30 protein-coding genes are annotated in these 24,531 nt (G+C 63.4%); 17 read left to right on the top strand and 13 right to left on the bottom strand.

Features of this window, described 5'->3' with window-relative positions; translation table 11 throughout:
• Positions 1-15 precede the first annotated feature (15 nt).
• From ispH to ACVWZM_RS13115, 14 genes are all read left to right on the top strand, one after another.
• A complete protein-coding gene (gene ispH, locus ACVWZM_RS13180) occupies positions 16-990 on the top strand; it encodes a 4-hydroxy-3-methylbut-2-enyl diphosphate reductase (RefSeq protein ID WP_057016404.1) in 975 nt (324 codons plus the stop codon).
• Positions 991-995: 5 nt separating this feature from the next.
• A complete protein-coding gene (locus tag ACVWZM_RS13175) occupies positions 996-1,976 on the top strand; it encodes a homoserine kinase (RefSeq protein ID WP_057016403.1) in 981 nt (326 codons plus the stop codon).
• Entirely contained in the window at positions 1,973-2,425 is a 453-nt protein-coding gene (gene rnhA / locus ACVWZM_RS13170; RefSeq protein ID WP_456853473.1) for a ribonuclease HI, read from the top strand. Before ACVWZM_RS13175 ends, rnhA begins: the two co-directional genes overlap by 4 nt.
• A 404-nt stretch (positions 2,426-2,829) precedes the next feature.
• Positions 2,830-4,029: a site-specific integrase gene (locus ACVWZM_RS13165; RefSeq protein ID WP_456853471.1), complete on the top strand. Its 1,200-nt coding sequence runs from the start codon at positions 2,830-2,832 to the stop codon at positions 4,027-4,029.
• A 66-nt stretch (positions 4,030-4,095) separates the two neighbouring features.
• On the top strand, positions 4,096-4,722 hold the full coding sequence (locus ACVWZM_RS13160) for a hypothetical protein (RefSeq protein WP_456853469.1): 627 nt from the start codon (positions 4,096-4,098) through the stop codon (positions 4,720-4,722).
• 145 nt (positions 4,723-4,867) lie between these two features.
• A complete protein-coding gene (locus ACVWZM_RS13155; protein ID WP_456853467.1) occupies positions 4,868-5,128 on the top strand; it encodes a hypothetical protein in 261 nt (86 codons plus the stop codon).
• Positions 5,129-5,146: 18 nt separating this feature from the next.
• Positions 5,147-5,386: a hypothetical protein gene (locus ACVWZM_RS13150; RefSeq protein ID WP_456853465.1), complete on the top strand. Its 240-nt coding sequence runs from the start codon at positions 5,147-5,149 to the stop codon at positions 5,384-5,386.
• A 343-nt stretch (positions 5,387-5,729) separates the two neighbouring features.
• Positions 5,730-6,665 (top strand): hypothetical protein, encoded by a 936-nt coding sequence (locus ACVWZM_RS13145; RefSeq protein WP_456853463.1) that lies wholly within the window; start codon positions 5,730-5,732, stop codon positions 6,663-6,665.
• Positions 6,662-7,528, top strand: coding sequence for a hypothetical protein (locus ACVWZM_RS13140; protein ID WP_456853461.1), 867 nt, complete (start codon positions 6,662-6,664; stop codon positions 7,526-7,528). Before ACVWZM_RS13145 ends, ACVWZM_RS13140 begins: the two co-directional genes overlap by 4 nt.
• Positions 7,529-7,597: 69 nt before the next feature.
• Positions 7,598-7,762 (top strand): hypothetical protein, encoded by a 165-nt coding sequence (locus ACVWZM_RS13135; protein ID WP_456853459.1) that lies wholly within the window; start codon positions 7,598-7,600, stop codon positions 7,760-7,762.
• Complete coding sequence (locus ACVWZM_RS13130; protein ID WP_456853457.1) at positions 7,759-8,082, top strand: hypothetical protein; 324 nt, start codon at positions 7,759-7,761, stop codon at positions 8,080-8,082. Before ACVWZM_RS13135 ends, ACVWZM_RS13130 begins: the two co-directional genes overlap by 4 nt.
• Positions 8,079-8,477: a hypothetical protein gene (locus ACVWZM_RS13125; RefSeq protein WP_456853455.1), complete on the top strand. Its 399-nt coding sequence runs from the start codon at positions 8,079-8,081 to the stop codon at positions 8,475-8,477. Before ACVWZM_RS13130 ends, ACVWZM_RS13125 begins: the two co-directional genes overlap by 4 nt.
• Positions 8,478-8,492: 15 nt before the next feature.
• On the top strand, positions 8,493-8,792 hold the full coding sequence (locus ACVWZM_RS13120) for a hypothetical protein (protein WP_456853453.1): 300 nt from the start codon (positions 8,493-8,495) through the stop codon (positions 8,790-8,792).
• A 15-nt stretch (positions 8,793-8,807) separates the two neighbouring features.
• Positions 8,808-9,155, top strand: coding sequence for a hypothetical protein (locus tag ACVWZM_RS13115; RefSeq protein WP_456853451.1), 348 nt, complete (start codon positions 8,808-8,810; stop codon positions 9,153-9,155).
• On the opposite strand, the gene ACVWZM_RS13110 is transcribed toward ACVWZM_RS13115, so the two are convergent.
• Both ACVWZM_RS13110 and ACVWZM_RS13105 read right to left on the bottom strand, forming a co-directional pair.
• Positions 9,152-9,817, bottom strand: coding sequence for a hypothetical protein (locus ACVWZM_RS13110; RefSeq protein ID WP_456853449.1), 666 nt, complete (start codon positions 9,815-9,817; stop codon positions 9,152-9,154). The genes ACVWZM_RS13115 and ACVWZM_RS13110 overlap by 4 nt on opposite strands.
• A 12-nt stretch (positions 9,818-9,829) precedes the next feature.
• Complete coding sequence (locus ACVWZM_RS13105; RefSeq protein WP_456853447.1) at positions 9,830-9,988, bottom strand: hypothetical protein; 159 nt, start codon at positions 9,986-9,988, stop codon at positions 9,830-9,832.
• Between ACVWZM_RS13105 and ACVWZM_RS13100 the strand changes: the two genes are divergently transcribed.
• Together ACVWZM_RS13100 and ACVWZM_RS13095 are read left to right on the top strand one after the other, a co-directional pair.
• A complete protein-coding gene (locus tag ACVWZM_RS13100; RefSeq protein ID WP_456853445.1) occupies positions 9,981-10,304 on the top strand; it encodes a hypothetical protein in 324 nt (107 codons plus the stop codon). The genes ACVWZM_RS13105 and ACVWZM_RS13100 overlap by 8 nt on opposite strands.
• Positions 10,305-10,577: 273 nt before the next feature.
• Positions 10,578-11,015: a hypothetical protein gene (locus tag ACVWZM_RS13095; protein WP_456853443.1), complete on the top strand. Its 438-nt coding sequence runs from the start codon at positions 10,578-10,580 to the stop codon at positions 11,013-11,015.
• A gap of 67 nt (positions 11,016-11,082) precedes the next feature.
• Here ACVWZM_RS13095 and ACVWZM_RS13090 read toward each other — a convergent pair whose 3' ends face one another.
• From ACVWZM_RS13090 to ACVWZM_RS13070, 5 genes are all read right to left on the bottom strand, one after another.
• Positions 11,083-11,472, bottom strand: a complete 390-nt coding sequence (locus ACVWZM_RS13090; RefSeq protein ID WP_456853441.1) for a hypothetical protein — start codon at positions 11,470-11,472, stop codon at positions 11,083-11,085.
• Between the two features lie 25 nt (positions 11,473-11,497).
• Positions 11,498-12,988: an AlbA family DNA-binding domain-containing protein gene (locus ACVWZM_RS13085; protein WP_456853439.1), complete on the bottom strand. Its 1,491-nt coding sequence runs from the start codon at positions 12,986-12,988 to the stop codon at positions 11,498-11,500.
• A gap of 147 nt (positions 12,989-13,135) precedes the next feature.
• Positions 13,136-13,783 (bottom strand): hypothetical protein, encoded by a 648-nt coding sequence (locus ACVWZM_RS13080; RefSeq protein ID WP_456853437.1) that lies wholly within the window; start codon positions 13,781-13,783, stop codon positions 13,136-13,138.
• Between the two features lie 135 nt (positions 13,784-13,918).
• A complete protein-coding gene (locus ACVWZM_RS13075; RefSeq protein ID WP_456853435.1) occupies positions 13,919-14,359 on the bottom strand; it encodes a hypothetical protein in 441 nt (146 codons plus the stop codon).
• A gap of 51 nt (positions 14,360-14,410) precedes the next feature.
• On the bottom strand, positions 14,411-14,860 hold the full coding sequence (locus ACVWZM_RS13070; protein WP_456853433.1) for a hypothetical protein: 450 nt from the start codon (positions 14,858-14,860) through the stop codon (positions 14,411-14,413).
• Between the two features lie 406 nt (positions 14,861-15,266).
• Between ACVWZM_RS13070 and ACVWZM_RS13065 the strand changes: the two genes are divergently transcribed.
• Positions 15,267-16,397, top strand: a complete 1,131-nt coding sequence (locus tag ACVWZM_RS13065) for a DUF4236 domain-containing protein (protein WP_456853431.1) — start codon at positions 15,267-15,269, stop codon at positions 16,395-16,397.
• Between the two features lie 224 nt (positions 16,398-16,621).
• Here ACVWZM_RS13065 and ACVWZM_RS13060 read toward each other — a convergent pair whose 3' ends face one another.
• From ACVWZM_RS13060 to ACVWZM_RS13035, 6 genes are all read right to left on the bottom strand, one after another.
• Entirely contained in the window at positions 16,622-17,107 is a 486-nt protein-coding gene (locus ACVWZM_RS13060) for a peroxiredoxin (RefSeq protein ID WP_018269652.1), read from the bottom strand.
• A 210-nt stretch (positions 17,108-17,317) separates the two neighbouring features.
• Positions 17,318-17,875: a DUF924 family protein gene (locus ACVWZM_RS13055; RefSeq protein ID WP_456853429.1), complete on the bottom strand. Its 558-nt coding sequence runs from the start codon at positions 17,873-17,875 to the stop codon at positions 17,318-17,320.
• 22 nt (positions 17,876-17,897) lie between these two features.
• The gene (locus ACVWZM_RS13050) at positions 17,898-19,580 is read right to left on the bottom strand and encodes a long-chain-fatty-acid--CoA ligase (RefSeq protein WP_456853427.1); all 1,683 of its coding nucleotides are present in this window, start codon (positions 19,578-19,580) and stop codon (positions 17,898-17,900) included.
• Between the two features lie 176 nt (positions 19,581-19,756).
• Positions 19,757-21,208: a D-alanyl-D-alanine carboxypeptidase family protein gene (locus tag ACVWZM_RS13045; protein ID WP_456853425.1), complete on the bottom strand. Its 1,452-nt coding sequence runs from the start codon at positions 21,206-21,208 to the stop codon at positions 19,757-19,759.
• 203 nt (positions 21,209-21,411) lie between these two features.
• Positions 21,412-23,190 carry a glucan ABC transporter ATP-binding protein/ permease gene (locus ACVWZM_RS13040; protein WP_316395922.1) on the bottom strand — a complete coding sequence of 593 codons (1,779 nt, stop codon included), beginning with the start codon at positions 23,188-23,190 and terminating at the stop codon, positions 21,412-21,414.
• A 204-nt stretch (positions 23,191-23,394) separates the two neighbouring features.
• Complete coding sequence (locus tag ACVWZM_RS13035; RefSeq protein WP_057016434.1) at positions 23,395-24,450, bottom strand: ABC transporter substrate-binding protein; 1,056 nt, start codon at positions 24,448-24,450, stop codon at positions 23,395-23,397.
• Positions 24,451-24,531: the final 81 nt, after the last annotated feature.

Below are 24,531 nucleotides of genomic sequence, written 5' to 3'. Positions count from 1 at the left end.
CCCCGAGACAGCCCGATGTCAGCCAAAAAACCCGACCTTAGAATCGTGCTTTGTTCCCCCCGCGGCTTTTGTGCCGGGGTGGTCCGTGCCATCGACACGGTCGAACGTGCCCTCACCATTTATGGTGCGCCGGTCTATGTCCGGCACGAAATCGTCCATAACAAGTATGTGGTCGACAGCCTGAAGACCAAAGGCGCCATTTTCGTCGAGGAATTGGCCGAAATTCCCGACGATACCAACGCGCCGGTGGTGTTTTCGGCCCACGGCGTTCCGAAATCGGTTCCCGCCGAGGCCAAATCCCGCAATTTCTTCTCGCTGGACGCGACCTGCCCGCTGGTGACCAAGGTCCACCGCGAGGCGGCGATCCATTTCAAGCGCGGCCGCGAGATCCTGCTGATCGGCCATTCCCACCACCCCGAGGTGGTCGGCACGCTGGGGCAGCTGCCGGCGGGCGCCGTGACCCTGATCGAGACCGCCGAGGACGCCAAGACCTTTGTTCCGAAGGACCCCAACAACCTCGCCTTCGTGACCCAGACCACGCTGTCGATCGACGACACCGCGGAGATCGTGACGCTGCTCAAGCAGCGCTTCCCGAACGTCAATGGTCCGCACAAGGAAGACATCTGCTACGCGACCACCAACCGTCAGCTCGCGGTCAAGAAGGTGGCGCCGGTGGTCGACGCCCTGATCGTGGTCGGCGCGCCGAACTCGTCGAACTCGCAGCGCCTGCGCGAGGTCGCCGAGCGCGAGGGCTGTCCGATCGCCGTGCTCGCCCAGCGCGCCAGCGACATCGACTGGAGCAGGTTCGAAGGCATCACGAGCCTCGGCATCACCGCGGGCGCCTCTGCGCCGGAAGTGATCGTCGAGGAGATCATGGGCGCCTTCGCCGAGCGCTATGAACTGCACGTGGAGACGGTCTCGGCCGCGGAGGAGAACGAGTTCTTCCCGCTGCCGCGTTCGCTGCGGCCTGACGCTGCCGCGGCGGAATAGACCATATGGCGGTCTACACCGACGTTGCCGCCGAAGACCTCGCGGAATTCCTCAAAAGCTACGACATCGGCGAACTGCTCTCCTACAAGGGCATCGCCGAGGGCGTCGAGAATTCGAACTTCCTGCTGCACACCAGCCAGGGCGCCTACATCCTCACGCTCTATGAGAAGCGCGTGGCGGAGGACGACCTGCCGTATTTCCTGTCGCTGATGGCCCATCTCGCCGAGCGCGGCGTGTCGTGCCCGCAGCCGGCGCGCAACCGCAAGGGCGAGGTCACTAGCCGGCTCGCCGGCCGGCCCGCCGCGATCATCAACTTCCTCGAGGGCGTGTGGCCGCGGCGGCCGAACGTGGCGCATTGCTCCGGCGTCGGCGAGGCGCTGGCCAAAATGCACGTTGCCGGCCGGGATTTTCCGCTGGTCCGCAACAATCCGCTGTCGGTCTCCGGCTGGCGGCCGCTGTTCGATCTCGCCGCCGCGCGGGCCGACAGCGTGCAGCCGGGCTTGCACGACTTCATCGCGCGCGAGCTCGATCATCTCGAAGCCGCCTGGCCGACCGATCTGCCGGTCGGCGTCATCCATGCCGACCTGTTTCCCGACAACGTGTTTTTTCTGGGCGACAGGCTCTCGGGCCTGATCGACTTCCCGTTCGCCTGCAACGACATCCTGGCCTACGACGTCGCGATCTGCCTCAACGCCTGGTGCTTCGAGCCGGATCATTCCTTCAACGTCACCAAGGCGCGCGCATTGCTCAACGCCTACGGCCGCGAGCGCCCGCTGTCGGCGGCGGAAGAGGCCGCGCTGCCGCTGCTCGCGCGCGGTGCCGCGATGCGCTTCCTGCTGACGCGCCTGGTCGATTTCCTCAACGTGCCCGAAGGCGCGCTGGTGCAGCCGAAGGACCCGCTGGAATATGTCCGCAAGCTGCGCTTCCAGCAGAGCGTCGCTGCTATCAACGACTATGGCGTCACGCCGGCCGGGTGCGCGGCGTGAGCGAAAAGCCGCATGTGACTGTTTTCACCGATGGTGCCTGCTCCGGAAATCCGGGGCCGGGCGGCTGGGGCGCGATCCTCAGATTCGGCGAGGTCGAGAAGGAATTGAAGGGCGGCGAGGCGCACACGACCAATAATCGCATGGAGCTGATGGCGGCGATCTCGGCGCTCGAAGCCTTGAAGAAGCCCTGTGTGGTCGATCTCACCACCGACAGCCAGTATGTCCGCCAGGGCATCACCGGCTGGATCCATGGCTGGAAGCGCAACGGCTGGCGCACCGCCGACAAGAAGCCGGTCAAGAATGTCGAGCTGTGGCAGCGTCTGGACGCCGCGCTGAAGCCGCATGAGGTGCGCTGGCACTGGATCAAGGGCCACGCCGGCCACGCCGAGAACGAACGCGCCGACGAGCTGGCGCGCGAAGGCGTGGCGATGGCGAAGTTGAAGAGTTAGGCCCGCAGCGTGTCGGGTGCGTAGGATGGCTAGAGCGCAGCGAAACCCATCATCTCAATGCACGGCACGAAGGCAATGGGTTTCGCTGCGCTCTACCCATCCTACGTTCCCTAAATTTCGGCGATCTTGCCCTCTCACCTTGTGGGAGAGGGTGGACGCGATGCGCAGCATCGCGGACGGGTGAGGGGTCTGTCTCCGCGGATAGAGACCCCTCATTCGGCGCGGATTGCATCCGCGCCACCTTCTCCCACAAGGGGAATAATTGACCCTCATTGAGCCTCATTTTATAGTCCCCTCCTGACGTAACTAATTGAAATACCTAATAAATACCTCACTGAGCATCACTGAGCTTTATTGAGTGATACCCACAGTTTGGGGACATTTTGAGGGACACCGAGGGGATCATGGCACGCAGCATCTATTCCGACAAACTGAAGAACAGAACCAACCGGCTCAAGCTCCCGACCCGAAAGAAGCCGTATCGCGCCCAGGTCGCACCGGGCATCTTCCTTTGCTACCGCCGCAACGAAGGCCCCGGCACGTGGTCCGTTCACGCCGGATGGCTGAAGCGTTTCGCCGTCGCCGACGATCACGAGGACGCCAACGGCGTCAGCGTCATGTCGTTCTATCAGGCGTCGCAGCACGCGCTGAAGATGGTCCGGGGCAGCGAAGGCGACAACGGCAAGCCCGCGACGGTCGATGAAGCGCTCACCGCCTACGAGGCCGACCTCAAGATACGCGCCGGCGCGGTCTACAACGCGACCAGTGTGCGCAATCATTGCGCCCCGGCGATGCTGGCGAAAGTGGTTGCCTTGCTCACCGAGACCGAGCTGTTGAACTGGCGCAACGGGCTCGTTTCCGAGAGCCTCAAGCTCTCGTCTGCCAACCGGATCGGCAAGAGCTTCAAGGCCGCGCTGGCGCTCGCCGCCAAACGCGACAAGCGGATCACCAACACCGCCGCATGGAAGAACGGTCTGCGGCCGTTGAAGGCGAAGGGTAGCAACGCCCCGCCGCGCGACAACTACCACTTGTCGGACGCCGACATCCGCGACATCGTAGCCGAATGCTACGTCGAGGATGCCGAGTTCGGCGCACTGATCGACGTGCTTGCCGTGACCGGCACGCGGGAAAGCCAAGCGTTCAGGGTGTGGCCCCACGATCTGCGCGACGACGACCCGGAAGCGCCGCGCCTGATGATCTGGTGCTCCAACAAGGGCAAGGATCGCGACCCCGAGCAGCGTTCGGTGCCGATCACGCCCAAGCTGGCGAAGATGCTGCGGCAGCGCGCGGAGACGCGGGGCGCGAAGCGTCCACTGTTTGATCGCATCTGGAATTTGTCGCTCCGCTTCCGCGTCGTGCTCACGCGGCTCGACCTAGACCTGTCGCTCACGCCGTACACGTTGCGGCACAGCTCGATCATCCGCCAAATCCTCGCCAGCGTGCCGGTGAGGGTCATCGCCTTCAACCACGACACCAGCGTGCAGGAGATCGAGCGCACCTACGGCCGCTATTTGGGCAACGCGGCGGACGATCTGACCCGCCGGGGACTGCTCGCCGATGCCGAGCCGCCGAAGCTGGACAACGTGGTGAAGCTGGCGCGATAAATGCGACCGGGCCGGGGCGTTGAGAGCGCCTCCGGCCCGGACTGACCAACCCAGTGGGATCAGCACGTGGGCAAGGCTAAGGGCGATGATACACCCGCGCGGGCTGCGGCGACGATCGAATTAGAGGTCTTCGCCTACACCGATCAGCAGTTGGAGCGGATCAAGACCGCCGTGCGTGTTGACCTTGGCCTCGATGTCGGCATGCTGTTCCGGGTCCGCATCGAGCTGGCAGCGAACCGGTATCTTCACGAGAGAGCCAGCACCCATCAAGGGCCGCGCCGTGCAGAGCTTGTCGCCCTTCGCAAGGACACCGAACGCTGGAGGGCGCGCATCATGGATGCGCTCGCCGTACAGTTCAAATACGGCGACCGCCGCGCACACCTGATGCTGCGACAGGGCGTCGATAGCGACATGGAGAACGCAACCCGCGACTACTTCACGAAGCTGCTTTCCAACCTCGACCGCCAGATTTGGAAGGCCACGATGGTCACGGTTCGCGGAGACAACGCACGCAAGGCCGCGCGCGATGATTACTGGGGCGAACTCCTCTCAATCTGGGCCGATCTTGACGGCAAACCGCGCGGGGTGCCAGCGGCGAAATTCCTGTGGGTCGCGAGCCAGCCGGTGATCGGCCGCGCAATCCCCGCCCACAAGTCGATCGTGCGGTGGCTCGAACGTCGGGCAACCCGGTAGCGCCGGTTCCGAGACGCGACAAACAAGCCCCGAATTTTCGTCTCGTTTGTCTAGTTTTTCGGACGGGTCAAATCGATCGCGGCACTGGAATTTTCGCGGCGCGTCGGCATGCTTCTCCTCGTCATCTCATCCGACGAGGAGCCCCATGGCCAACAAAACCAAAGCCGAGAACGCCGCAGCCGCAGCGGCGGCTGCGGTCGAGCGCACCGCCTATTCGGTCCCCGAGTTTTGCGCCGCGAACGACATCTCTGAAGGTCTGTATCGAAAGCTTCGCGGACTGGGTCTCGCGCCGCGTGAGACGCGCATTCTGCGGCGCGTAATCATCACCAAGGAAGCCGCCGACCGCTGGCGCGCCGAGCGCGAGGCCGCGTCCGCTGTCGCCAAGGCCGAGACCAGCGCAACGTGAAAGCCATCGGAGTGATCAATGACCGATCCAGCACCCGCGCCGTTGTCCCACACTGAAGGCGAAGCGCAGAAGGCCAGCCAATTGATGGTCGCGGCCATCGCGCGCGCCAAGGCCCTCGGCTACCGCTACCTTCCGGCTGATGAGGTCGCCCGCCTGCCGTTGGGCGAGGTGTTGTCGCGCATTGAGCTGCTGATGGAGAACGGCAATCAGAAGATCGACCGCATCGCCTTGCTTGGCGGTGTCTCCACGCGCGACTGAGCCGTCGCGGCCTTTCCTGATTACGACTGTGCGAGGCTGCCCCGCGTCGGCCTCCGAGCAAGCAGCAAAAAACGCCGAAACGCCAAAGGGACCATGGCGATGCTGCTTGTTCGTATTCCACACAAGACGACCTCACCGGCCTATGCGCCAATGCCTCAACACAAGGCGGCGGAACGCGACGCCGCGAGCGAAGTCGGAGAAGTCACAACGTAAAAGGGCCGGGAACTTGCGGGGCAAACGCAAGCACCGGCCCAAGAAAGGCGTCTGAATAGCGCCCTGCAAATAGCCGAAGCAACTTCGCCCCGCAATGCCCGGCCTCAAACCCTGAGAGGGAGAGGCAACCATGAACGCAAAACAACCGACAAGCTGGCGCGACCAGATCAAGATACATCCCGCCGCCGAACTGTTCCCGATGATGACACCCGACGAGTTGAAGATGCTCGGCGAGGACATCAAGCAGCACTGGCTCAAGACGAACGTCGCGGTCTGGCAGGCTGACAGCGGTCGTCCCTGGTTCTTGCTCGATGGCCGCAACCGGCTGGACGCTGCTGAGCTTGTCGGCCTGTCGGTGAAGTTCGTCAAGAAGGACGGGGAAGTCACCGTCAAGATCGGCAACCAAGAGTACGCAGTGGACGATCACTCGCTGCTTGACCCCTGCGAGCACGTCATCAGCGCCAACATCCACCGCCGCCACCTGACCGCCGACCAGAAGCGTGAGTTGATCGCCAAGCTGGTGAAGGCGACCCCGGAGAAGTCCAACCGGCAGATCGCCGAGGTGGTGAAGGCCAGCCACGTGACGGTCGGCATCGTGCGTGCCGAGTTGCAATCAACTGGACAGATTGACCAGTTGACCAAGACGGTCGGCAAGGACGGCAAGTCGCGGAAGCCACCGACGCGCACCAAGCCGAAAGACCCGGCCGTGACTGCGGCGGCGGATCGCGCCGAGGCCAGGTCGAGGGCGACGACCGCGAGCGCGCCGGCCAGCATGCCCGACATCCCCGAGTTCCTGCGCCGAGGCGAGCCATCGGGGCAGCAGTGCACACTCTCGCCTTCGGAGCAGCAGGAAAGGCTTGAACCCGACGACGCCTTCATCGAGCGCTGCAGTGACTTCGCGATGATGATCGAGGAGGAGGCCGAACGCCTGTCCGGAGATCGACGCTTCCAGTTTCTTTCAGTCATGCGCGATACTGCAGCGCGCCTTCTCGATGGCGTTGGAGCCTCAGTGGCGGCCGAGCACCGGGCCAAGCGCGCCGCCGCTGCTCACCGGGATGCGCCATGAGCGGCGACGCGAAGGACTTCAACCGGCTGCGCGCTCAGTTCTCGCGGCGGGCTAACGCGCCGGAAGTTCCGCCGCTGGCATCGAAGCTCTGCTGGGTGATCGCCTTCAAACGCATGGACATCAAACGCCGCAGCACCTTCGTCACGCAAAAGACGCTGGCGAGCGATCTTGGTGGCGTCACCGTCCGATCAGTTCAACGCATGATCGACGTTCTGAAGCCGCTGGGCTTGAACGTCGCGCCGGGGCATGGGCCGGACAAGGCAAGCACCTATTGGATCGGCGACGCCAACACGACATCCATGTCGCCTATTCAGCCGGGCCAAGGCGACACTGGTGTCGCGCCAAGGCGACATTACAGTCGTCAAAAGGCGACACTGGTGTCGCCCCTTCTTAAGAAGATCTCCAAGAAGGGCTCCAAGAAGAGCGCGGCGGTCCCCGCCGCGCGCACCTCCCGTGATGAGAGAGAGAGCGCTACCAACGGCAACGACGCGCCACCGAACCAGCGCGCGCCGGATGACGGCGCGCTGATCGACCCCGTCGCAGACCAACAACCACCTTCCGCGCCACCATCAGCGCGACAACCACCACCTCCCGCGCCGCCAATGGGGACTGCCGCGAACGGCGCGGTGCGCGATGAGGCGGCGGCATTGCTGTCGAAAATCTTGGCCGCCCAGCCGGACATCCCCATCGGCGACGAGGAGGAGGTGCAGCGGAAGCTGTGCGGCATGGTCATCGGCGGCGAGCGTCCTGACGATGTGATCCGCACGCTTGGCGAGGTGCTGCGCCGTGGCGCGGGCGGGCCAACGCTTGCCACGGCGCTCAAAGCCGTTGAGGCCGATCTGGCCCAAGAAATCCCGTTTTGACGATGGATGCGATCCACCGCGAGAGGAGCGAACCATGATGACGACGATCAAGAAGCAGGAGGCACAGCCATGACTGCGCAAGAACCTGAGATGTTCGATGCCATTTTTCGGCTTGGCTCGACCTTGATGCGCGATTACTCGGTGCGGTTTGGCAAGACATTGCCGCGCTACGAGCGCGTTGCGCTGGAGAGAATGTACGACGCGGCCACGCGCGTTGCGGGAAAGCTCTCGTGACAGCGACCACCACCAACCGGAGCAAGGACACCATGACGACTTCGCGCATCCACTACCCTGAGATCAAGTGGCAGCACCGGGTTATCGTTGAGACGCGCCGCCAGCGCCGCACCGGCAAGACGATCTTCCGTGCGTGGACGATCTGGCCATACGGCGAGACCTACATCGAGTACGACGACCCTCTGGTGCTCGCTGAATGCATGTTCGGGATGATGAAGGCCGGGTGCGTTGTCGAGTGGAAGGGAGCGCCCAGGCATGGTGTCGCCGCCGAGGTGACGAACATCTCGCCCCTTCGCGACAAGGACGAGGTATCGTCATGAGCCGTCACCAGCGCAGGGCCGATCTGGCCGACTTCAAGCGCAAGGCGTCTCACTCGGTGCGGACCTATTTGGTCGAGCCGGGCGACCGCAGGCTCGCCAGCGCGCCGTTGCTGAGAGCCGCCGCTGCCGATTGGCTCGATAATCTCTCGCGACGAGCGCGCACCTGCATCATTTGCTCCCAGTGGCTCCCGAGCCGGCAGAGCATCGGGGCCTTGTTGATGTCCACGCCGGATGTTGTCCGGCCGACGAGCGTTGGCACCGCCGCAGTATGCCTGGAATGTTGGCAGGCTGATCTGCCCCTCGATGCGTTAGATCGCGCGGTTGAACGGACCTTGCGATGCGTGGTCCCGAACGGAAAGCTCGAACCACTGATCGCGCCACGGCTGCAACGCTAAGTCATGGGGAAACAAATGCATGCGACCATCGGTCATGAGACGATCAAGCGCGCTGCGACCTGGCTGCGGCAGGTCCGCGCCGATCGCGAGGTCCGGGCGCAGGGTCACGTGGTCGCGCATGCCATCGCCCGCGCCGTGCCGAGAGACGGCGTCAGGATGACGGCGGTCGAGATCGCGGCGCGGTGCGGCGGCCTCACGATCGGCGGCGTGAAGGTCGGCATGCGCGAATTGATCGAGACCGGGCATGTCCGCGCCCGTTGGGACGGCGAAGATCAGGGCTGGGCGATCCGCCTCCTCCTCGACGACGCGGTGTGAACAGGCGGTGAGGCGATGGAGACGATCCGGAACTTGGCTCAACCGATCGCGGCGCGCGCTGACGCGGCGGTCGAGCCTCGCGAGCATCATGCCATCGCAATCCGCGACCAGATGTTGATTGAGGCGGCAGCGCGGCATTGTGCCGGGCTATCATCGCGCGCTGCGGCGCGCGTGCTGCATCAGGCATTAATCCGCTACGCTTGTGGCCCGTGGCGGCGTGAACGCACGAGCCAAGCGATGCCTGCGCAGCGCGTCGGACGGCTCGACGGGGCGTGCTGGCAAATCCTGCGTTGCCGTGACCGTGTCGTAGGCGAACGGCAGTTGAGGCGCGTGCTCGATCTCGCCAGAAAGCCGACCAGCTAGAAATGGCCCACGGGGGCGTCCAGACTTGCCACGGTGACAAGCCGCAACGCGAGGACATCATGGCACTCCGACCGCAAATGTTTGACCAACCCACCGGCGGGTTCAAGAAAGTTAGCGAAGCCGAAGCAGAGGCCGCGTTTGCTGAATTGAACTCGTCGCCGCCCGCCAGCTTCATGGTCCACGAGATCGGCGACCCGCTGGATGTGCTGCCAAGCGAGGCGACGAAGGCGCGGCTCGTTGCGCTGCGTCAGCGCGCGCAGGACGCGCGAGCGCTCTTTCTGCCGTGTAGCGACGAAGTCAGGGAAGCGAGGCTTGAGAAGCAGCGAGCGCAGGCGCGTATGGGACAGTTGACACAGCATCGCATGTACGGCGGTCACGAGCTTAGCGGAAATGACCCGCAGGTTGTCGAGGCACAACGGAGGATCGACAAGCTCGATGCCGAGATCGAGCGGTTGCGCGTTTTGGAGGAGGATCGCGGCGCGCGGTCGCGCGAGACCTCCATGCTCGTGCGCGCGTGCGAGGATTTTCTCAGGCCACGGCGCGGGCAACTGGTCGAGGTTGCGCCGATCGAGCCAACCGAAATCTTGCGCAAGAGCGAGCGGCCGCATGACGCGATCGAGCGGCTGAGGCACCGGCTGCGCGAACTCGATGCCGATGCGCATCGCATCCGCTCGTCAAGCTTCCCATCGAGCGCTTGTAAACAGCGCATGGTCGAAACGATCGAAGCCATTGCGGCAGGCGGCGCGCCGTCCGTCGATGGACTGATCGAGCATTTTGGCGATCTCGCATGGCCGCAGCACGTGGTGAACATCCCGCGTGGTTGCGATGGCCAAGGACGGATCACCTATCATCGGCGGTGCTCAGGGCGAGGTGACGCATGCTTTGGCGTTCACGATCTGGCTGCACAAGGAGGCCGTGATCAAGAGGCTCGATGCGATGATCGATGCCGAAGCCGACGACGGTCAGGCATTGTCGGCTCGTGAACGCGAATTGAAGCTCGCCGAGATCGAGCGCGATCGGCTCATGATCGAACGGCAGGAGGCGGCGCTCATTTGGAGCGCGCAGGCGGCAGGTGACAGTGCCGAGCACCGGCCAGATGCATCGCCCCAGAGCGTTCTCGGGGTGGAGCTTCGGACGATGGCGGCATGATCAACAAGGTTTCGCAGGACGGCTTCGTGCGGCAGTCGGCGAAAGCGAGACTGGAAGCGATGCATCTGCCTGTGCATCGCTTCGGTCTCGTTCGGTGGTCGCGCGGGAGTGTCCGTTTTGAACCTTCGGCAGCTTCGCGAGACCGCCGAGAATTGCGGCGGGACACAACCCTTGGTGGGCCGCTAACATCTGCATTGTTCGCGCGCCCCTCGCTCTCGCCGACATCACCAAGGCTTGCGGGTGAGTGACAATGAACGCAGGTCGCGAGTGAACATGCGCATTGAGATTGCCGAGATCGACGCTGCCGACGCCATCACCATCATTGTTGAGGAGAAGAAGCCTCGGCATGGCCGGTTTGTCGCCACGCTGGTCGATGGTTCGGTGATCTTGCCGTCGAGCCGTCAGCCGCCGCTCGACGCGGCGAGAGTTCTGCTGGCGCGCGGATGCGATCCCGAGCAGCGCCTCGTGATGCGGCACAGGGGTTCCAGCATCAACGCGATGAGCGGAAAGATCGGTGAGCTGGCGAAGTGGACGGTCAGGGAAACGAACACCGAAGGTCCTCACTTCGTGCCTCACCAACCGTTCGACGCCAACGCCCGTTTGCGCCTGCAAGGGTCGGCCGCCCATGCGTCGGGCGAGGCGGCCAGTACTGGAGAGCCGGGCGAGCGCCGGATCGCCGTGGCAGCCAGCCTTGGAGCGGGAGAGACCTGATGTCGCCCACGTTCTCCGCATGGATTGCGATCCAGCGGCGCGGCCCGATCTGCAGGCGCTGGCGGTGCTACGTGAATTTCCGGCGCGATGTCGGCGACAAGCCGAGCTGGCGGCATTTGTTGATCCGCGATGATGCCAGCGGCGAGTTCTCGCCGGGCAATGCGCGATGGCGGGTTGCCAGACTGTTTGTGCGGCGGCCGATCGCGCGTCGCTCGTGACACAGTCGCCACTGTTCCTCGCTCTGGACGATCTGCTGCGCCACCTTCACCTGCTTCAAGGCTGCATCGAGGGTCTTGATGCCGTCACGGACCATCAGCGCGATGTCGCGGTTGAAGTGCAACACGGTGCGGGCTTGGGAAAGGCGCATCGCGCTAAACCCTTTAGTTTCTAAAGGGTTTGCCGCCTTCTTGCCCCGCCCACCTTTCTCGGGGTCCGGTGACAGCAGCGCCGTCGTCATCGCGCGCTCGCCCATGCTGAGGGCGCTATTTCGTCTTCCTTTGAATGTGCATGATCTCGTCCACTCGACAGGTTGCTCGATATATCTGGGTTCGGAGCTTTTCCTTCTTGTCCCGCTTTAGGCATTCAAGCAGTAGGGGCGGAACCTCTGCGATCTTTTCAAAGTCATCCGGCAGCCCGTGAAGAGCAAAGGCGAATGCGCTAAGATCAGCATCATCTTTGGGAACGCTGATCTTTCCAGGTCGAAATGCGACCAACATAGCTTTCGGCTTGCCCGTATAAGTGGCGAAAGCGGATTGGGTCCCTCGCAGCCGCTTAACAATTGCATCACGGCTAGTGGGCAGGCAAGCGCCCAAGCTACGCAAGTCCTCGACCAGATCATCGACGCTCATGGAGAGCTGATGAACATAGTGCCAAATCGGCATCCATTTTCTCGGGTAATAGGCTTGCGCGTGTAGATAGGCCAGCGGATCGCTAACACGATTGTTAAGAAGGAAATTCTCTACAATCGCGTGAGGCGTAATGGCATCTCTCACGACGCGGACGGTCTCCCTATCCGCAGCCGAAATCGGCTGCACGTCACCGACGAGCCGAAGCGTCGGCGCACCCTTCGCCTGCGAGAAATCGCCCTCACGAATGAATTGGATTGAAGGAAGCAACGTCTTATCTATGACGAAGCTACCGGTTCTCCCTAGCACTTCTCCAGTATCGAGATCGATTGTCGCGCCAGCGCCGGAAGCAACGCGGGTCATTCTCCTGCTGAAATCGGCGACCGCGCGAGCTTCACGCGCCTCAATAATGGCCCTGAGTTCTCCTGGCTTGATCTGTCGTGTCTCGCCCGCGTATCGGAAATAGATCGAGCCTTCTCGGAGATCGCCCCCCATCCCTTTCAATACAATGACCGGGGCTCTCTCGTGCTTCTCGACATGGAGAACGCCGATTTTCTTGCCTCCGATTGTGTGCGAAACGCGGGCAACCGTAGGAACGGGATCAAGAAAGCTAACCAAGTGCGAGGTCAAAATCGCGGGATCGAGCGTTTCAAACTTATCGTCCGACATCCCGTCAACGATATTTGCTCCATCTTTGATACCGAACAGGATGTGACCGCCCTTATTGTTTGCCAAACCCGCGATGGCTCTGATGATCTTGCCACTGACCGCATAGTTCAGCTTACACTCGACTACCTCCGTTTCGCCGGCTCGCACGTACCAGCCACCCTTCCGCTTCTCAAACAGTGCTTCGATGTAATCGATGTCGGTCGGCGACTGCGGCCCCTTGGGATAGATCGCAGCGTGATCTGCGTCCCACTTGGCGATGAACGCCGCAAGCTCGTCATCGCTCGCAGCGGGAACGTCCTTGGCGTAGCTACCATCCTTGATCTGCGCGATGCGGCCAGAGCTGATCAAACGATCAGCGCGATTGAAATAGAAATGAACCTGATCGTTCTTCATGCCCTTCGCGAGCATAGCGCGTGCGAGACCGACCTCAGCGTCGGTCATGTTCCTCTTTTTGGACATTTTCTTTTCCCAGCCGACACGGGTCTACATCAGGGGCCCGTCAGCACTCAATGCAAGAAAGGGAATTCCCACACTACTTTAGCGACCTATCCCCAGGGAGGCGGGCATTTGGCAACCGGCGGCGACCCACCCCATTCGGCGCGGTTCTCATGCGCCATCATGCACAAGCAACGGTCGGACGATTTTCTCGACCTGATCGCCTTCGATCCGCTCGGCATCGATCAGCGCGGAGACCAGCGCATCAACGGCCGCCCAATTCGCCAGCAAGAGGGCGCGTGCGCGTTCGGCAAAGCGTCGCTCGCCGTATTGACGCCCGGTGAGCTTGCGCAGATCAGCGAGGACCGCAGCGGCGCTCTTCAGATCGTCGCCGCAAGCGCAGTTGAAGGTGGCGAAGTAGAAGACCTCTTTCTTGCGGCGCTCCCCACGGGAGATCGCTTCGGAGATGCCTCCGGCGAGATCGATCACGACCTGCCACTCCATCGCCTCGCGATAGATCGGGTCGATGCGCGCTTCTGGCCATTCGATAGCGTAGATGTCGGGGCCGAAGCACAAGCCGCCCCACGCGGTCCCGCCTGCGGCGGTGATCTCAATAAACTTGATGATGCGTTTCGGCGGGCGCATGGGCAATTTGGCGGTACGGAAAGCAACCATGCTCGCAACCGCGTGTCCGGCTTCATGATAGGCGGCAGCGGTCTTTGCTGCGGGGACAGCCGGTGCCTCCGTCATTGCATCTTCGCGTCCGCCGCCCGGACTGACCCGCCGCAGAATGGTCGCGCGTGATTTTTTGGTGCCCATGCGAGAGAGAGGATCGCCGGGCCGCGCGAGGCAGGCAAGCCCTACAGATTGCGGGTGGATGGCGCGCGGGGCACTACGGAGATCAGGCGGGCAAGGCGATGGGCCGCGGCGTCCCGCTCCATTGCGGCGCAACGATCAGTCTCGCGCGAAGCCCGCGAGTATCCAGCCGATCAAGGAACCAAGCGCCAGCACGACAAAAGGCGGGCCGAATGCGGCGAGCGCGACCTTCATCCAATAGTCAAAACGCGCCGACCAAAGCTCGCCAGATCGAGGCTCCGAGTAGGTCTTGTAGAACTCGTTGGCCTTGGCCTTCACGACGGCGTCGGGAACACCGTTGACGACGAACAGTGTGACATTGTTTGGAAATTCTATCGTCTGGTGCGCTGCTTTGAAGGAAGCGTCGAACTGATCGAAGAAGTTATCGAGCTTGAAGAAACCCGACGTAGCGTCCTTCATGACGTATGCCTCGGGTAGGATCAGCGCGCTGTTCGCGAGTGCAAAGAACGCGAACGTGCCCAGCACCCACAGAACCGACAGTGCCAGCCACAACCGAACAAAACCGCGTCTAAAGTTCACGATCGGTGCCCCCACGATGAGGGGATTGTACACAGAGTTGCGTGGGGCGCGCTACCGTCCGTCATCCTGCCACGGCATCACCGGCAACGACGGCATCCGCCGCTGCATCAGGCGCGGTCGCTCGACCGTTATGGGCCGCTGCGGCGGTGGCGTCACCGGCTTCGGCTGGCGCTGCCGCTCGAACCTGCGATGCGACCGCACCACCCGCGCCAGCTCCAACAGCCGCGCCGCTTCCGCCGCGTCAATCCCGCGCCAGCGGTTGGAGAGCCGGAACACGTTGAGGAGGCGCGGTCCTGGCGAAATCTCGATCAGCCCGAGACGGTCGAGCAGTTTCAGCGATTTGGAGATCAGCGGGCGCGCGATGCCGTGATCGAGCCGGAAGCCCTCGTAGCTCACGCTCGCGCTGTCGCCGTCGCCGATGGCCCGCTCGATCGCCGCCAAGACCCGCCGCGCGCTCGCCGGCAGCGCCGCATAGGCCGGTAAGTTCTCCCGATCCGCCATGTCGGTCCTCCAATTTGCCCCCGCGCAATAAAGCGGAGGATGCCTCCGCAACGCAATCTGGATTTTCTCCGGGTCAAATATCTAGGCGTATCGGGGTCGCGCGTACCCCCCGTTTCCTACGTCTCTCAGAGGACCCCAGCGCTGACATCGGCGAGTGTCTCCAGGGCAAGCGCGCCATCGCTGCTTGAGCGCGGGCATGACCGCTGCTGACGACGGCGATGAACTTGTCTTCAGATCGCAAGCCTTTGGTGCGTGGCGCGAGACGGTCGTCGGACAAGGTGACATATGCAGCTTGTGCCTCACGCTTTCTGATTGGGGCCGCGTAGCGGCCGAGCCTTGAGGCAGTTCAAATTATGCACGATAAAGTGACACTCCACTACTTTCACTTGAGTTTACAAAACGACCGATGGGCCTTCGATTTCGCCGCAGCTTCAAGATCGTTCCCGGCGTCCGCCTGAATTTGAGCGGCAGCGGCGCAAGCGTGTCGCTCGGCCCGCGCGGGCTCCATTACACCATTGGACGACATGGTACGAGGACAACGGTTGGTGTGCCGGGATCGGGAGTTTCGTGGACGACGTATCAGCCTTACTCGTCAGCCGGATCGCCGCCTCCGCTACCAGATGTCACCAATAGCCAACAGCCACCGCCTCTGGATGATCACGGTGCTGTCGTCATCGACAGCGCACCTATCGATCAGTTGGTTGCAAATTCGACGACTGACATCGCGCGGACATTGGCAGCTTGCGCATCACGATGGCGAACGTACAAAACACTGATTGGCATTCTCGCGGTCCTATTTGTGGCCGCTGTTGTCACGATCGCCCGTTCGGGGACGGATATTCCACCCCTAGCCGCATTCATAATTGCTGCAGGAGCGATCCTCATTCTTGGATCGCTCATTGTTCATGGACGCCAGTCGAGCACTGTCGTCCTCGATTATGAGCTGTCGGCGGATCAATCTGAGCGGTTTAAGGCTTTAACCCGCTCGTTCGGCGAGTTGGCGCGTTGCGGTCGCGTTTGGAATGTTCCGCTAGAGAAGCAAGAAGCCGATTGGAAGCGAAACGCAGGCGCTTCGAAATTAGTTGAACGTAAGCAAATCCACCTTGGGACCGGCAATCCACCGCTCGTCACCACCAACATGGATTTTCTCAAGCTGCCGGTTGGTAGAGAAACGGTATACCTGACGCCCGATGCCATTCTGGTCACAGTCGGCAATGCGGTCGCTGGATTTGGCTACGGCGATGTTGAGGCTACTTTCCGACCTGCTCGCTTTATCGAGGAGGAAGCGCCGCCCGCAGATGCAACCGTTGTGGACCAAACATGGCGTTACGTGAACCGCCAAGGAGGCCCCGACCGGCGCTTTAACAACAACAAGCAGTTGCCCATTTGTCTCTATGGCGAGATCGATCTTCGATCAGCGAGTGGATTGAACGAGCGCATTCAATGCTCGCGCGTCGATGTAGCCGAGCAGTTCGTGTCGTCGGTCGCCGCGATGTCAGCGACCGTCGAGACCGCGATCTTCGACAAGGGCGAGTGACGCCAAACCCTCGCAGAGACGCCCCGTGGTGCGTGTTCGCCCCGTCGCGCATCAGAACATGCCCCGCCCCGTGAACCCGCCAGCGCGCGTCCCTGCGTGTCCCACGCGCAGGGAACCCTGCGAAGGGGACACTATTGAGACACCCGGTGCGGGTTTCCTTGCTCTTTCAATTACTTGTGGAGAACCGCATAGTCCCACAAGGGGAGAAGGGAAGAAGCGTCGGCTTAGAGCTGACCGAGCAGCGTGTCGCCGCCGGAAACCTCGACCTTGCCCGGGGCGGGCTCGAGGTTGAGCTTCTTCACCACGCCGTCCTCGACCAGCATCGAGTAGCGCTTGGAGCGGATGCCGAGGCCGTTGCCTGAGGCGTCGAGCTCCATGCCGATCGCCTTGGCGAAGTCGGCATTGCCGTCGGCGAGGAAGACGGCTTCGTCGCGCTGGTCGGTGTCGCGCTTCCAGGCGTTCATCACGAAGGCGTCGTTGACCGAAACGATCGCGATGGTGTCGACGCCCTTGTTCTTCATGGCATAGGCGTTGAGGAAGATGCTCGGCAGATGCATCTTGTGGCAGGTGCCGGTATAGGCGCCGGGCACCGCGAACAGGGCGACCTTCTTGCCCTTGAAAATGTCGTCGGTGGTTTTGACCTGCGGACCCTCGGCGGTCATCACGCGAAACTTGGCCTCCGGCAGCTTGTCGCCAACATTGATCGTCATCGTTGTTCTCCCTCGGTGAAGCGGAACTGTCTTAAACCCGGCTACAGCACGGCACAATACGGGCTCGCCGAAGAACGGCAATGCCGGAGGCCAAAGCGTTTTCGAGCGAAGTGGATACCGGTTCGCGTGAAGAAAACGCGTCAAAACAAGAATCTAGAGCCCCGTTCCGATGCAATCGGAACGGAAAAGGCTCTGGTCACCGTTCCGTCATCAGCCGGAAAACCCGCCGGCGTCGAGAAAGGCCTGCTCCTCGGCCGTGGTCTGCCGGCCCAGCATGCGATTGCGGTGCGGGAAGCGGCCGAACCGGCGGATGATGTCGGCGTGGTCCTCGGCGTATTTCAGGTTGTCGGGATGGCAGTCATATCGCCGGAACAGCGTCACGCAGCGCTGCTGGTCGTCGAGGTCCTCCGAATGCTCGAACGGCAGATAGAGGAATTCGCGCAGCACGGGGGCGGTCCGCGCATCGACGCCGCGGTCGATGGCGCGCCTTGCCACTTCACGCGCCAGCGCATCGCTTGAAAAGGTCCTGGCGTCGCCTCGAAACAGGTTTCGCGGAAACTGGTCGAGCACGATGGTCAGCGCCAGCGCGCCCTCATCGCTCGCCTCCCATGACGACAATTCGCCGGCAGCCGCCTTCTGCCAGGTGGCAAGGAAGCGGCCGCGGATCTCGGCATCGAAGGCGTCGTCGTGCTTGTACCAGCGGTCGCGGCCGGCATTCCGCCAGAAGCCAAGCACGTCAGCCGGCGTCGCGAGGCTTGCATCAGACATCGAACGTCAGTCCACTCAGGCCTTAGGCCGCGGCCTTCTTCTCGTCGCGCAACTCGCGGCGCAGGATCTTGCCGACATTGGTCTTCGGCAGGTCGGTCCTGAACTCGATCTGCTTCGGCACCTTGTAGGCGGTGAGCTGGGTGGCGCTGAACTTGATGATGTCCTCGGCGGTGATGTTCGGGTCCTTCTTGACCACGAAGGCCTTCACCGCTTCGCCGGACTTCGCGTCGGGCACGCCGATCACGGCGCATTCGAGCACGCCCGGGTGGCTTGCGATCACTTCCTCGATCTCGTTCGGATAGACGTTGAAGCCGGAGACCAGGATCATGTCCTTCTTGCGATCGACGATCTTAGTGTAGCCCTTCTCGTCCATCACGCCGATGTCGCCGGTGCGGAAATAACCGTCCGCCGTCATCACGCGCGCGGTCTCGTCCGGCCTGTTCCAGTAGCCCGCCATCACCTGCGGGCCCTTGGCGCAGATTTCGCCGGCCTCGCCGATCGGCAACTCATTGCCGTCATCGTCGCGGATCGAGAGCCAGGTCGAGGGGACGGGAAGGCCGATCGTCCCGGAGAACTCCTCGATCGTGGCAGGATTGCACGTCAGGGTCGGCGACGTCTCCGACAGGCCATAGCCTTCCGACAACGAGATGCCCGTGACCTTCAACCATTTCTCGGCGACCGGCCTTTGCGTCGCCATGCCGCCGCCGTTGGCGATCTTCAGCTTGGAGAAGTCGAGCTTGTCGAATCCGGGCGTGTTCAGCAGGCCATTGTAGAGGGTGTTGACCGCCGGGAAGAAGCTGACCTGGTACTTCGACAGCTCCTTGACGAAGCCCGCCATGTCGCGCGGATTCGGAATCAGCAGATTGGTGCCGCCGGCCCGCATGCCCAGCAGATAGCAGGCGGTGAGCGCGAAGACGTGATAGAGCGGCAGCGCGCAGACGATGACCATCTGTTCGACGATCGGCGGCTTCGCCAGCGCCGGCTGCAGCCAGGCGTCGTTCTGCAACACGTTGGCCAGGATGTTGCGGTGGAGCAGGGTCGCGCCCTTGGAGACGCCGGTGGTGCCGCCGGTATATTGCAGGAAGGCGACGTCATCGAGCGTCAGCGTCGGTTTGTTGAGCTTGGCGGCGCGGCCGGCTGACAGCGCCTCGTTGAAGCCGACGGCGCCGGGGATCGACCAGGCCGGCACCATCTTCTTCACCCGGCGCACCACCAGATTGACGATCACGCCCTTGAGGCCGAGCAGGTCGCCCATGCTGCCGACGATCACGTGCTTGACCGCGGTATTGGGAAGCACCTTCTGCACGGTGGTGGCAAAGTTCTCCAGCACGATGATCGCCTCGGCGCCGGAATCCTTGAGCTGGTGCTCGAGTTCGCGCGGGGTGTAGAGCGGATTGACGTTGACCACGGCAAAGCCGGCGCGGAGCACGGCGGCGGTCGCGATCGGATATTGCAGCACGTTCGGCATCATCAGCGCGACCCGCGCGCCCTTCTGCAGGCCCTTGCTCTGCAGGTAGGCGCCGAGCGCCGTCGACATCTCGTCGAGCTCGCGATAGGTGATCGCCTTGTCCATGCAGATGAACGCCTTGCGATCGGCGAATTTCTTGAAGCTTTCTTCCAGCAATTCGACCAGCGACGAATATTGCGTGACGTCGATATCCGCGGGCACGCCGGCCGGATAATGCTTGAGCCAGATGCGCTCCATGATGGTCAATCCCCTCTCTCAAATTTGGCTGATGTCCCGGATTGCTTCCGGGTTTTCCGACCTTTGGCCGCGTTATTTCAGTCAGTATTGAGCGATGCCGCGGCCAATGGCAAGCCGCTGCGCGTTATCGACGCATTGGAGAAAATGACGGTCGGAAATGACGGGCGGGCGCTGTGCTAGCCGGCCGGCTTGGCGTCGGCTTTCGGCTTGTCGGCAGCCTTGGGTTTGTCGGCCGCAGTCTTGGGCTTGGCGGCCGGCTTTGCCGCCGCCGGCTTGCCGGCCGGCTTTGCGGCGGCGGGCTTGTCCGCCGCGGCCGTCTTCGCAGCTGCGGCATCCGGCTTGGCGTTGGCGTGACGCGCGGGCTTGGCCGCCGCCGGCTTGCTGTCCGACTTGGAGGCACCCTTGGTGTCTGCCTTCGCGTCATCGGCCGCATCGGGCTTCTTGCCCGCGACGCGGCTGTGCTTGCCCTTGGCGCGCTTGACCGGCTGCATCTTCTCGGTGTCGGCCTCGACCGCGGCGATCAACGCAGCACCGGTCTTGGTCGGCCCCGTATAAACCACGACCGGCTCGGAGGCCGCGGCCGGCTGCGCCAGCATGTCAGCCGGCTTGGTCGGCATCGCAGCCTGCAGGCCCGAGGCGAAGAAGCTGACGCCGCCGTCGCCATCGGTGCTGGAGCTTCCGGCGCTGGCGACGGTGTCTTCTGCGTCCTCGTCGCTGGCGGGCCGCTTGTGCTTGGGACCGCACATCTCCTCGCGCAGGTTCGGCGGCGTGGAATCGATCGGCACCAGATTGTCGACGGTGCCGAGCGAGGGCCGCAGCCACGCCATCCCATTGTTGGCAAAGCCGCGGTCCAGGAGCTGCGCGGCGCGGATCGCGCGCATGCGGCCCGAGGAGGCGCCGAGCACCACGGCGATCAGCCGCTTGCCGTCACGCGTCGCCGACGCCACGAGATTATAGCCGGAGGCGCAGATGAAGCCGGTCTTGAAGCCGTCGGCGCCGGGATAGCGGCCGATCAGCTTGTTGAAGTTCTGGGTGATGCGGCGGCCGAAGCGGATCGACGGGATGTGGACGAAATACTCGTATTCCGGCAGGTCGCGGATGATGGCGCGGGCGAGGATCGCCATGTCGCGCGCCGAGGTGATCTGGCCGTCGGCGGGCAGGCCGTTCGGATTGACGTAGCTCGTTTGCGTCATGCCGAGCCTTTGCGCGGTCTGGTTCATCATCCCGGCAAAGCCGTCGATCGAACCGCCGATGCCCTCGGCCAGCACCACGGCCATGTCGTTGGCCGACTTCACCAGCATCATCTTCAGCGCGTTGTCGACGGTGACCTGGGTGCCGGGCCGGAAGCCCATCTTCGAGGGCGACTGCGACGACGCGGTCGGCGACACCGTGAGCAGCGTGTCGAGCGAGACGCGGCCGTCCTTGACCGCCTTCAGCGTCACATAGGCCGTCATCATCTTGCTGAGCGAAGCCGGGTACCACGGCATCGTCGCATTGTCGGCCTGCAGCACCTTGCCGGAATCGGCCTCGACAACCAGCAGTGCCTCGGCTTGCGCCATTTGCGGCGAGGCGATGGCGAGCATCGCGACGGCCAGAATCCATTTCAATGACGGGCGAGGAAGGTGCACGAATCCGGTTCCGGTCCTTTGAGACCCGCCTTGAAAAAAGGAGGTCTTGCGATTGTGACGTACGGGTTTCAAGCGTGTCCGGCGCCGCATTGCGGCGATGCAAACCCTATACCGGCTTGCCAGCAGAGAACAGAGGCTGGGGAATTATATCGTGGACGAAATCGGCTGAATTTCGGCAGCCGCCTCAATTGGAAAGGCGGGAATTATGGTGTCTCGATGCCGGCGCGCGCCTGTTCCTGGACCATGAACTGGGCCCGCGCCAGCTCGGCAAAACGCCCGCCTTTCGCCACCAGTTCATCGAAAGTTCCGCTTTCGATCACCCGCCCCTGGTCGAACAGCAGGATGCGGGTGGCGTGGCGGATGGTGGACAGGCGGTGCGCGATCACGAAGGTGGTACGGCCCTTCATCACTTCGTCGAGAGCGGCATTCACCTTGGCCTCGGTGACGGCGTCGAGGGCGCTGGTGGCCTCGTCGAGGATCAGGATCGGCGGATCCTTCAGCAGCGCACGCGCGATCGACAGCCGCTGGCGTTCGCCGCCGGACAGCATGCGGCCGCGTTCGCCGGCATGGGTATCGAACTTCTTTTCGCTGCGCTCGATGAAATCCAGCGCCTGCGCGCGCGCCGCGGCGGTGCGCAGCTCCTCATCGGTGGCGTCGGGCTTGCCGACGCGCAGATTGTCGGCGAGCGAGCGGTTGAACAGCAGCGCCTCCTGGAACACCACGCCGATGTTTCGCCGCAGCGCCGTCAGCTTCAGTGCGCGTATGTCCATACCGTCGATCCTGATGATGCCCGATTGCGGATCGAACGCGCGATGCAGCAGCGCGATCGCGGTGGACTTGCCGGCGCCGGTCGAGCCGACCAGCGCGATGGTCTGGCCCGGCAGGGCGGTGAAGCTGAGATCCTCGATCGCCGGCCGCTTGCCGTCATAGGAGAACGAGACGTCGTCGAACTCGACGAGGCCGGACAGCCGTCCGGGATCGACCGCGCCGGGCCGGTCGCGCACCGCCGGCACCGCGTCGAGCACGTCGAAGAACTCCTGCAGGCGCGGCGCTTCCATGAACACGTTGTTGATGAAGCTGACCACCTGCTCGAGCTTCTGGATCAGCATGGTGGCGAACGAGACGAACATCACGATCTCGCCGACCGTGGTGAGGTCCTGGTTATGCAGCGCGATGCCGACGGTGAAGATCGCGAGCACCGTGATCGTGGTCGAGGCGCGTGTGATCACGGTGACCAGCGCCCACCATGACAGCACCGGCATCTGCACCGCGAGCAGCTTGTCGGCGACGTAGCGCAGGCCCTGCACCTCGGAATCGATCCGCACGAAGCTCTGCACCAGCGCGACATTGCCGAGCGCGTCCGAGGCGCGTGCCGAGAGGTCGCTGTAATAGGCCTCGACCTCGCTCTGCATTCCGTAGGTCTTGCGCACCACCAGCGTGGTCAGCACGGTGAACACGACGCAGAGCCCGAACAGCAGGATCGCCAGCCGCCAGTTGATGTAGAGCGAAAGCGGTAGCAGCACGATCAGCGACATGATCGCGGCGAAATGCTCGCGGAAGAAGCCGAGCCAGAGCCGCCACAGCGCGTCGGTGCCGTTCAGCATCACCTTCATCAGCCGCCCGGAATGGGTGCCGGAATGGAAGGTCAGCGGCAGCTGCAGGATGTGCTCGAAATAATCGGTCAGCACCGCCTGGCGCTGGCGGTGCGCCAGCCGGTCGGCCTGCAGCGCCACGATCGCGCTGCAGCCGATCGTGAACAGGCCGAACACCGCCCAGGCGACGAGCAGCGGCCATGCCGAGGAGGTCGCGAACAGCCCGGTGACCGGCCGGCCCGACAGCACGTCGACGATCTTGCCGAACAGCACCGGCTCGGCGAATTGCGCGCCGGCGAGTAGCACGTTGGCGATGGCCAGGATCCAGCCGAGCCGCGCCTCCTTGCCGAGCAGTTCGAGGACGCGGGTATAGAGGCGAAGCATGGACATGCCGGCGGCACTCGTCAGCGGTGGGCGCCCGATCAGGCGAGAATGCAATTTAATCAGTGTTCGCGATGCAGGGCCAGCGGCCGGCGGTGCATCGCACTCCGTCATGGCCGGGCTTGACCCGGCCATCCATGCCTTTCTTGCAGGCGGTCATCGAAGACGTGGATGCCCGGGTCAAGCCCGGGCATGACGAGCAGAGCGGAGCCGTCAATTCACCAGCCGGCCGTCGATCGGCGGCAGGAAAGCCTCGTCGAAGATGTCGGCGGCGTGCGGCCGCTTCTGGAATTTGAAGTCCTCCGCGAGCTGGTCGACCGAGCGCTCGAAGCGCTCCGCTTCGATGCCGCCGATGCCGTCGCGCTTCACCTCGCTGGTCAGGATGTTGTCGCGGATGATGGCGTTCAGCCGCTCCAGCTCCAGATCGCGCGAGCCGCCATCCATGCGGCTCGCGACCTCGCCGGCGGCGCGGGCCGGATCCTTGATCGCGAGGTTGGTGCCGCGGATTGCCGCGCGCACGAATCCTTTCACCGCATCCGGCTTCGCGGCGGCAAGGCGCGGGCTGACGATCACGGCAAAGCCGTAGGCCTCGCAGCCATAGTCGGCGAAGCGCAGCACCGCGAGATCGTCGGCGGGCACGCCGCGATCGCGCAAATTGATCGCCGAGAGATAGGAGAAGCCGGTGACGGCATCGACCTGGCCGGCGGAGAGCATCGGCTCGCGCACCGCGGCGCTGATCGTGCTCTGCTTCACGCTCGACAGCTTGATGCCGTTCTGCTTCGCGACCGCGGGCCATAGCCGGATCGAGAGGTCGCCCTCGGCGACGCCGAGGCTCTTGCCCTGCATGTCGGTCAGCGTCCTGATGCCGCGGCTCTTGCGCGCGATGATCGCATAAGGCGCCTGGTTGAACAGCACGAACACCGCCTTGACCGGCGCAGCACCGGGCTCGTCGCGAAAGCGGATCAGCGAGTTGATGTCGACGAGGGCGAAATCGCTCGAGCCGTCGGCGACGCGCGCGATGGCATCCGCCGAGCTGGTCGCGACGTTGGTGCCGACGCTGAGGCCCTCGGCGCTGAACAGGCCGCCGGATAACGCCATCACAAATGGCGCTGCGGCGGCATCAAGCGGACGGTCGAGCGTGAACTGGATGGTGAGCGGCGGCGGCGGATCGCTGGCGCGCAGCGGCGTCAGCGCCGGCCACACGCCTCCTGCGAGGCCGATCATGCCGGCCAGCATCCAGCGGAGAACGGTGGTCCGACTTACCTGCATCATGACATCCGGGAGGCGAGACAAAGTGCCGCGCCGGCGCGCCTGCTTCATGACATCGAATGCGCCAGAGCAAGCGTCAAT

This window comes from Bradyrhizobium sp. USDA 4501 (genome assembly GCF_054062115.1).
The sequence above is the reverse complement of the archived record's forward strand: the minus strand, read 5'-3'. Positions and strand labels throughout refer to the sequence as shown.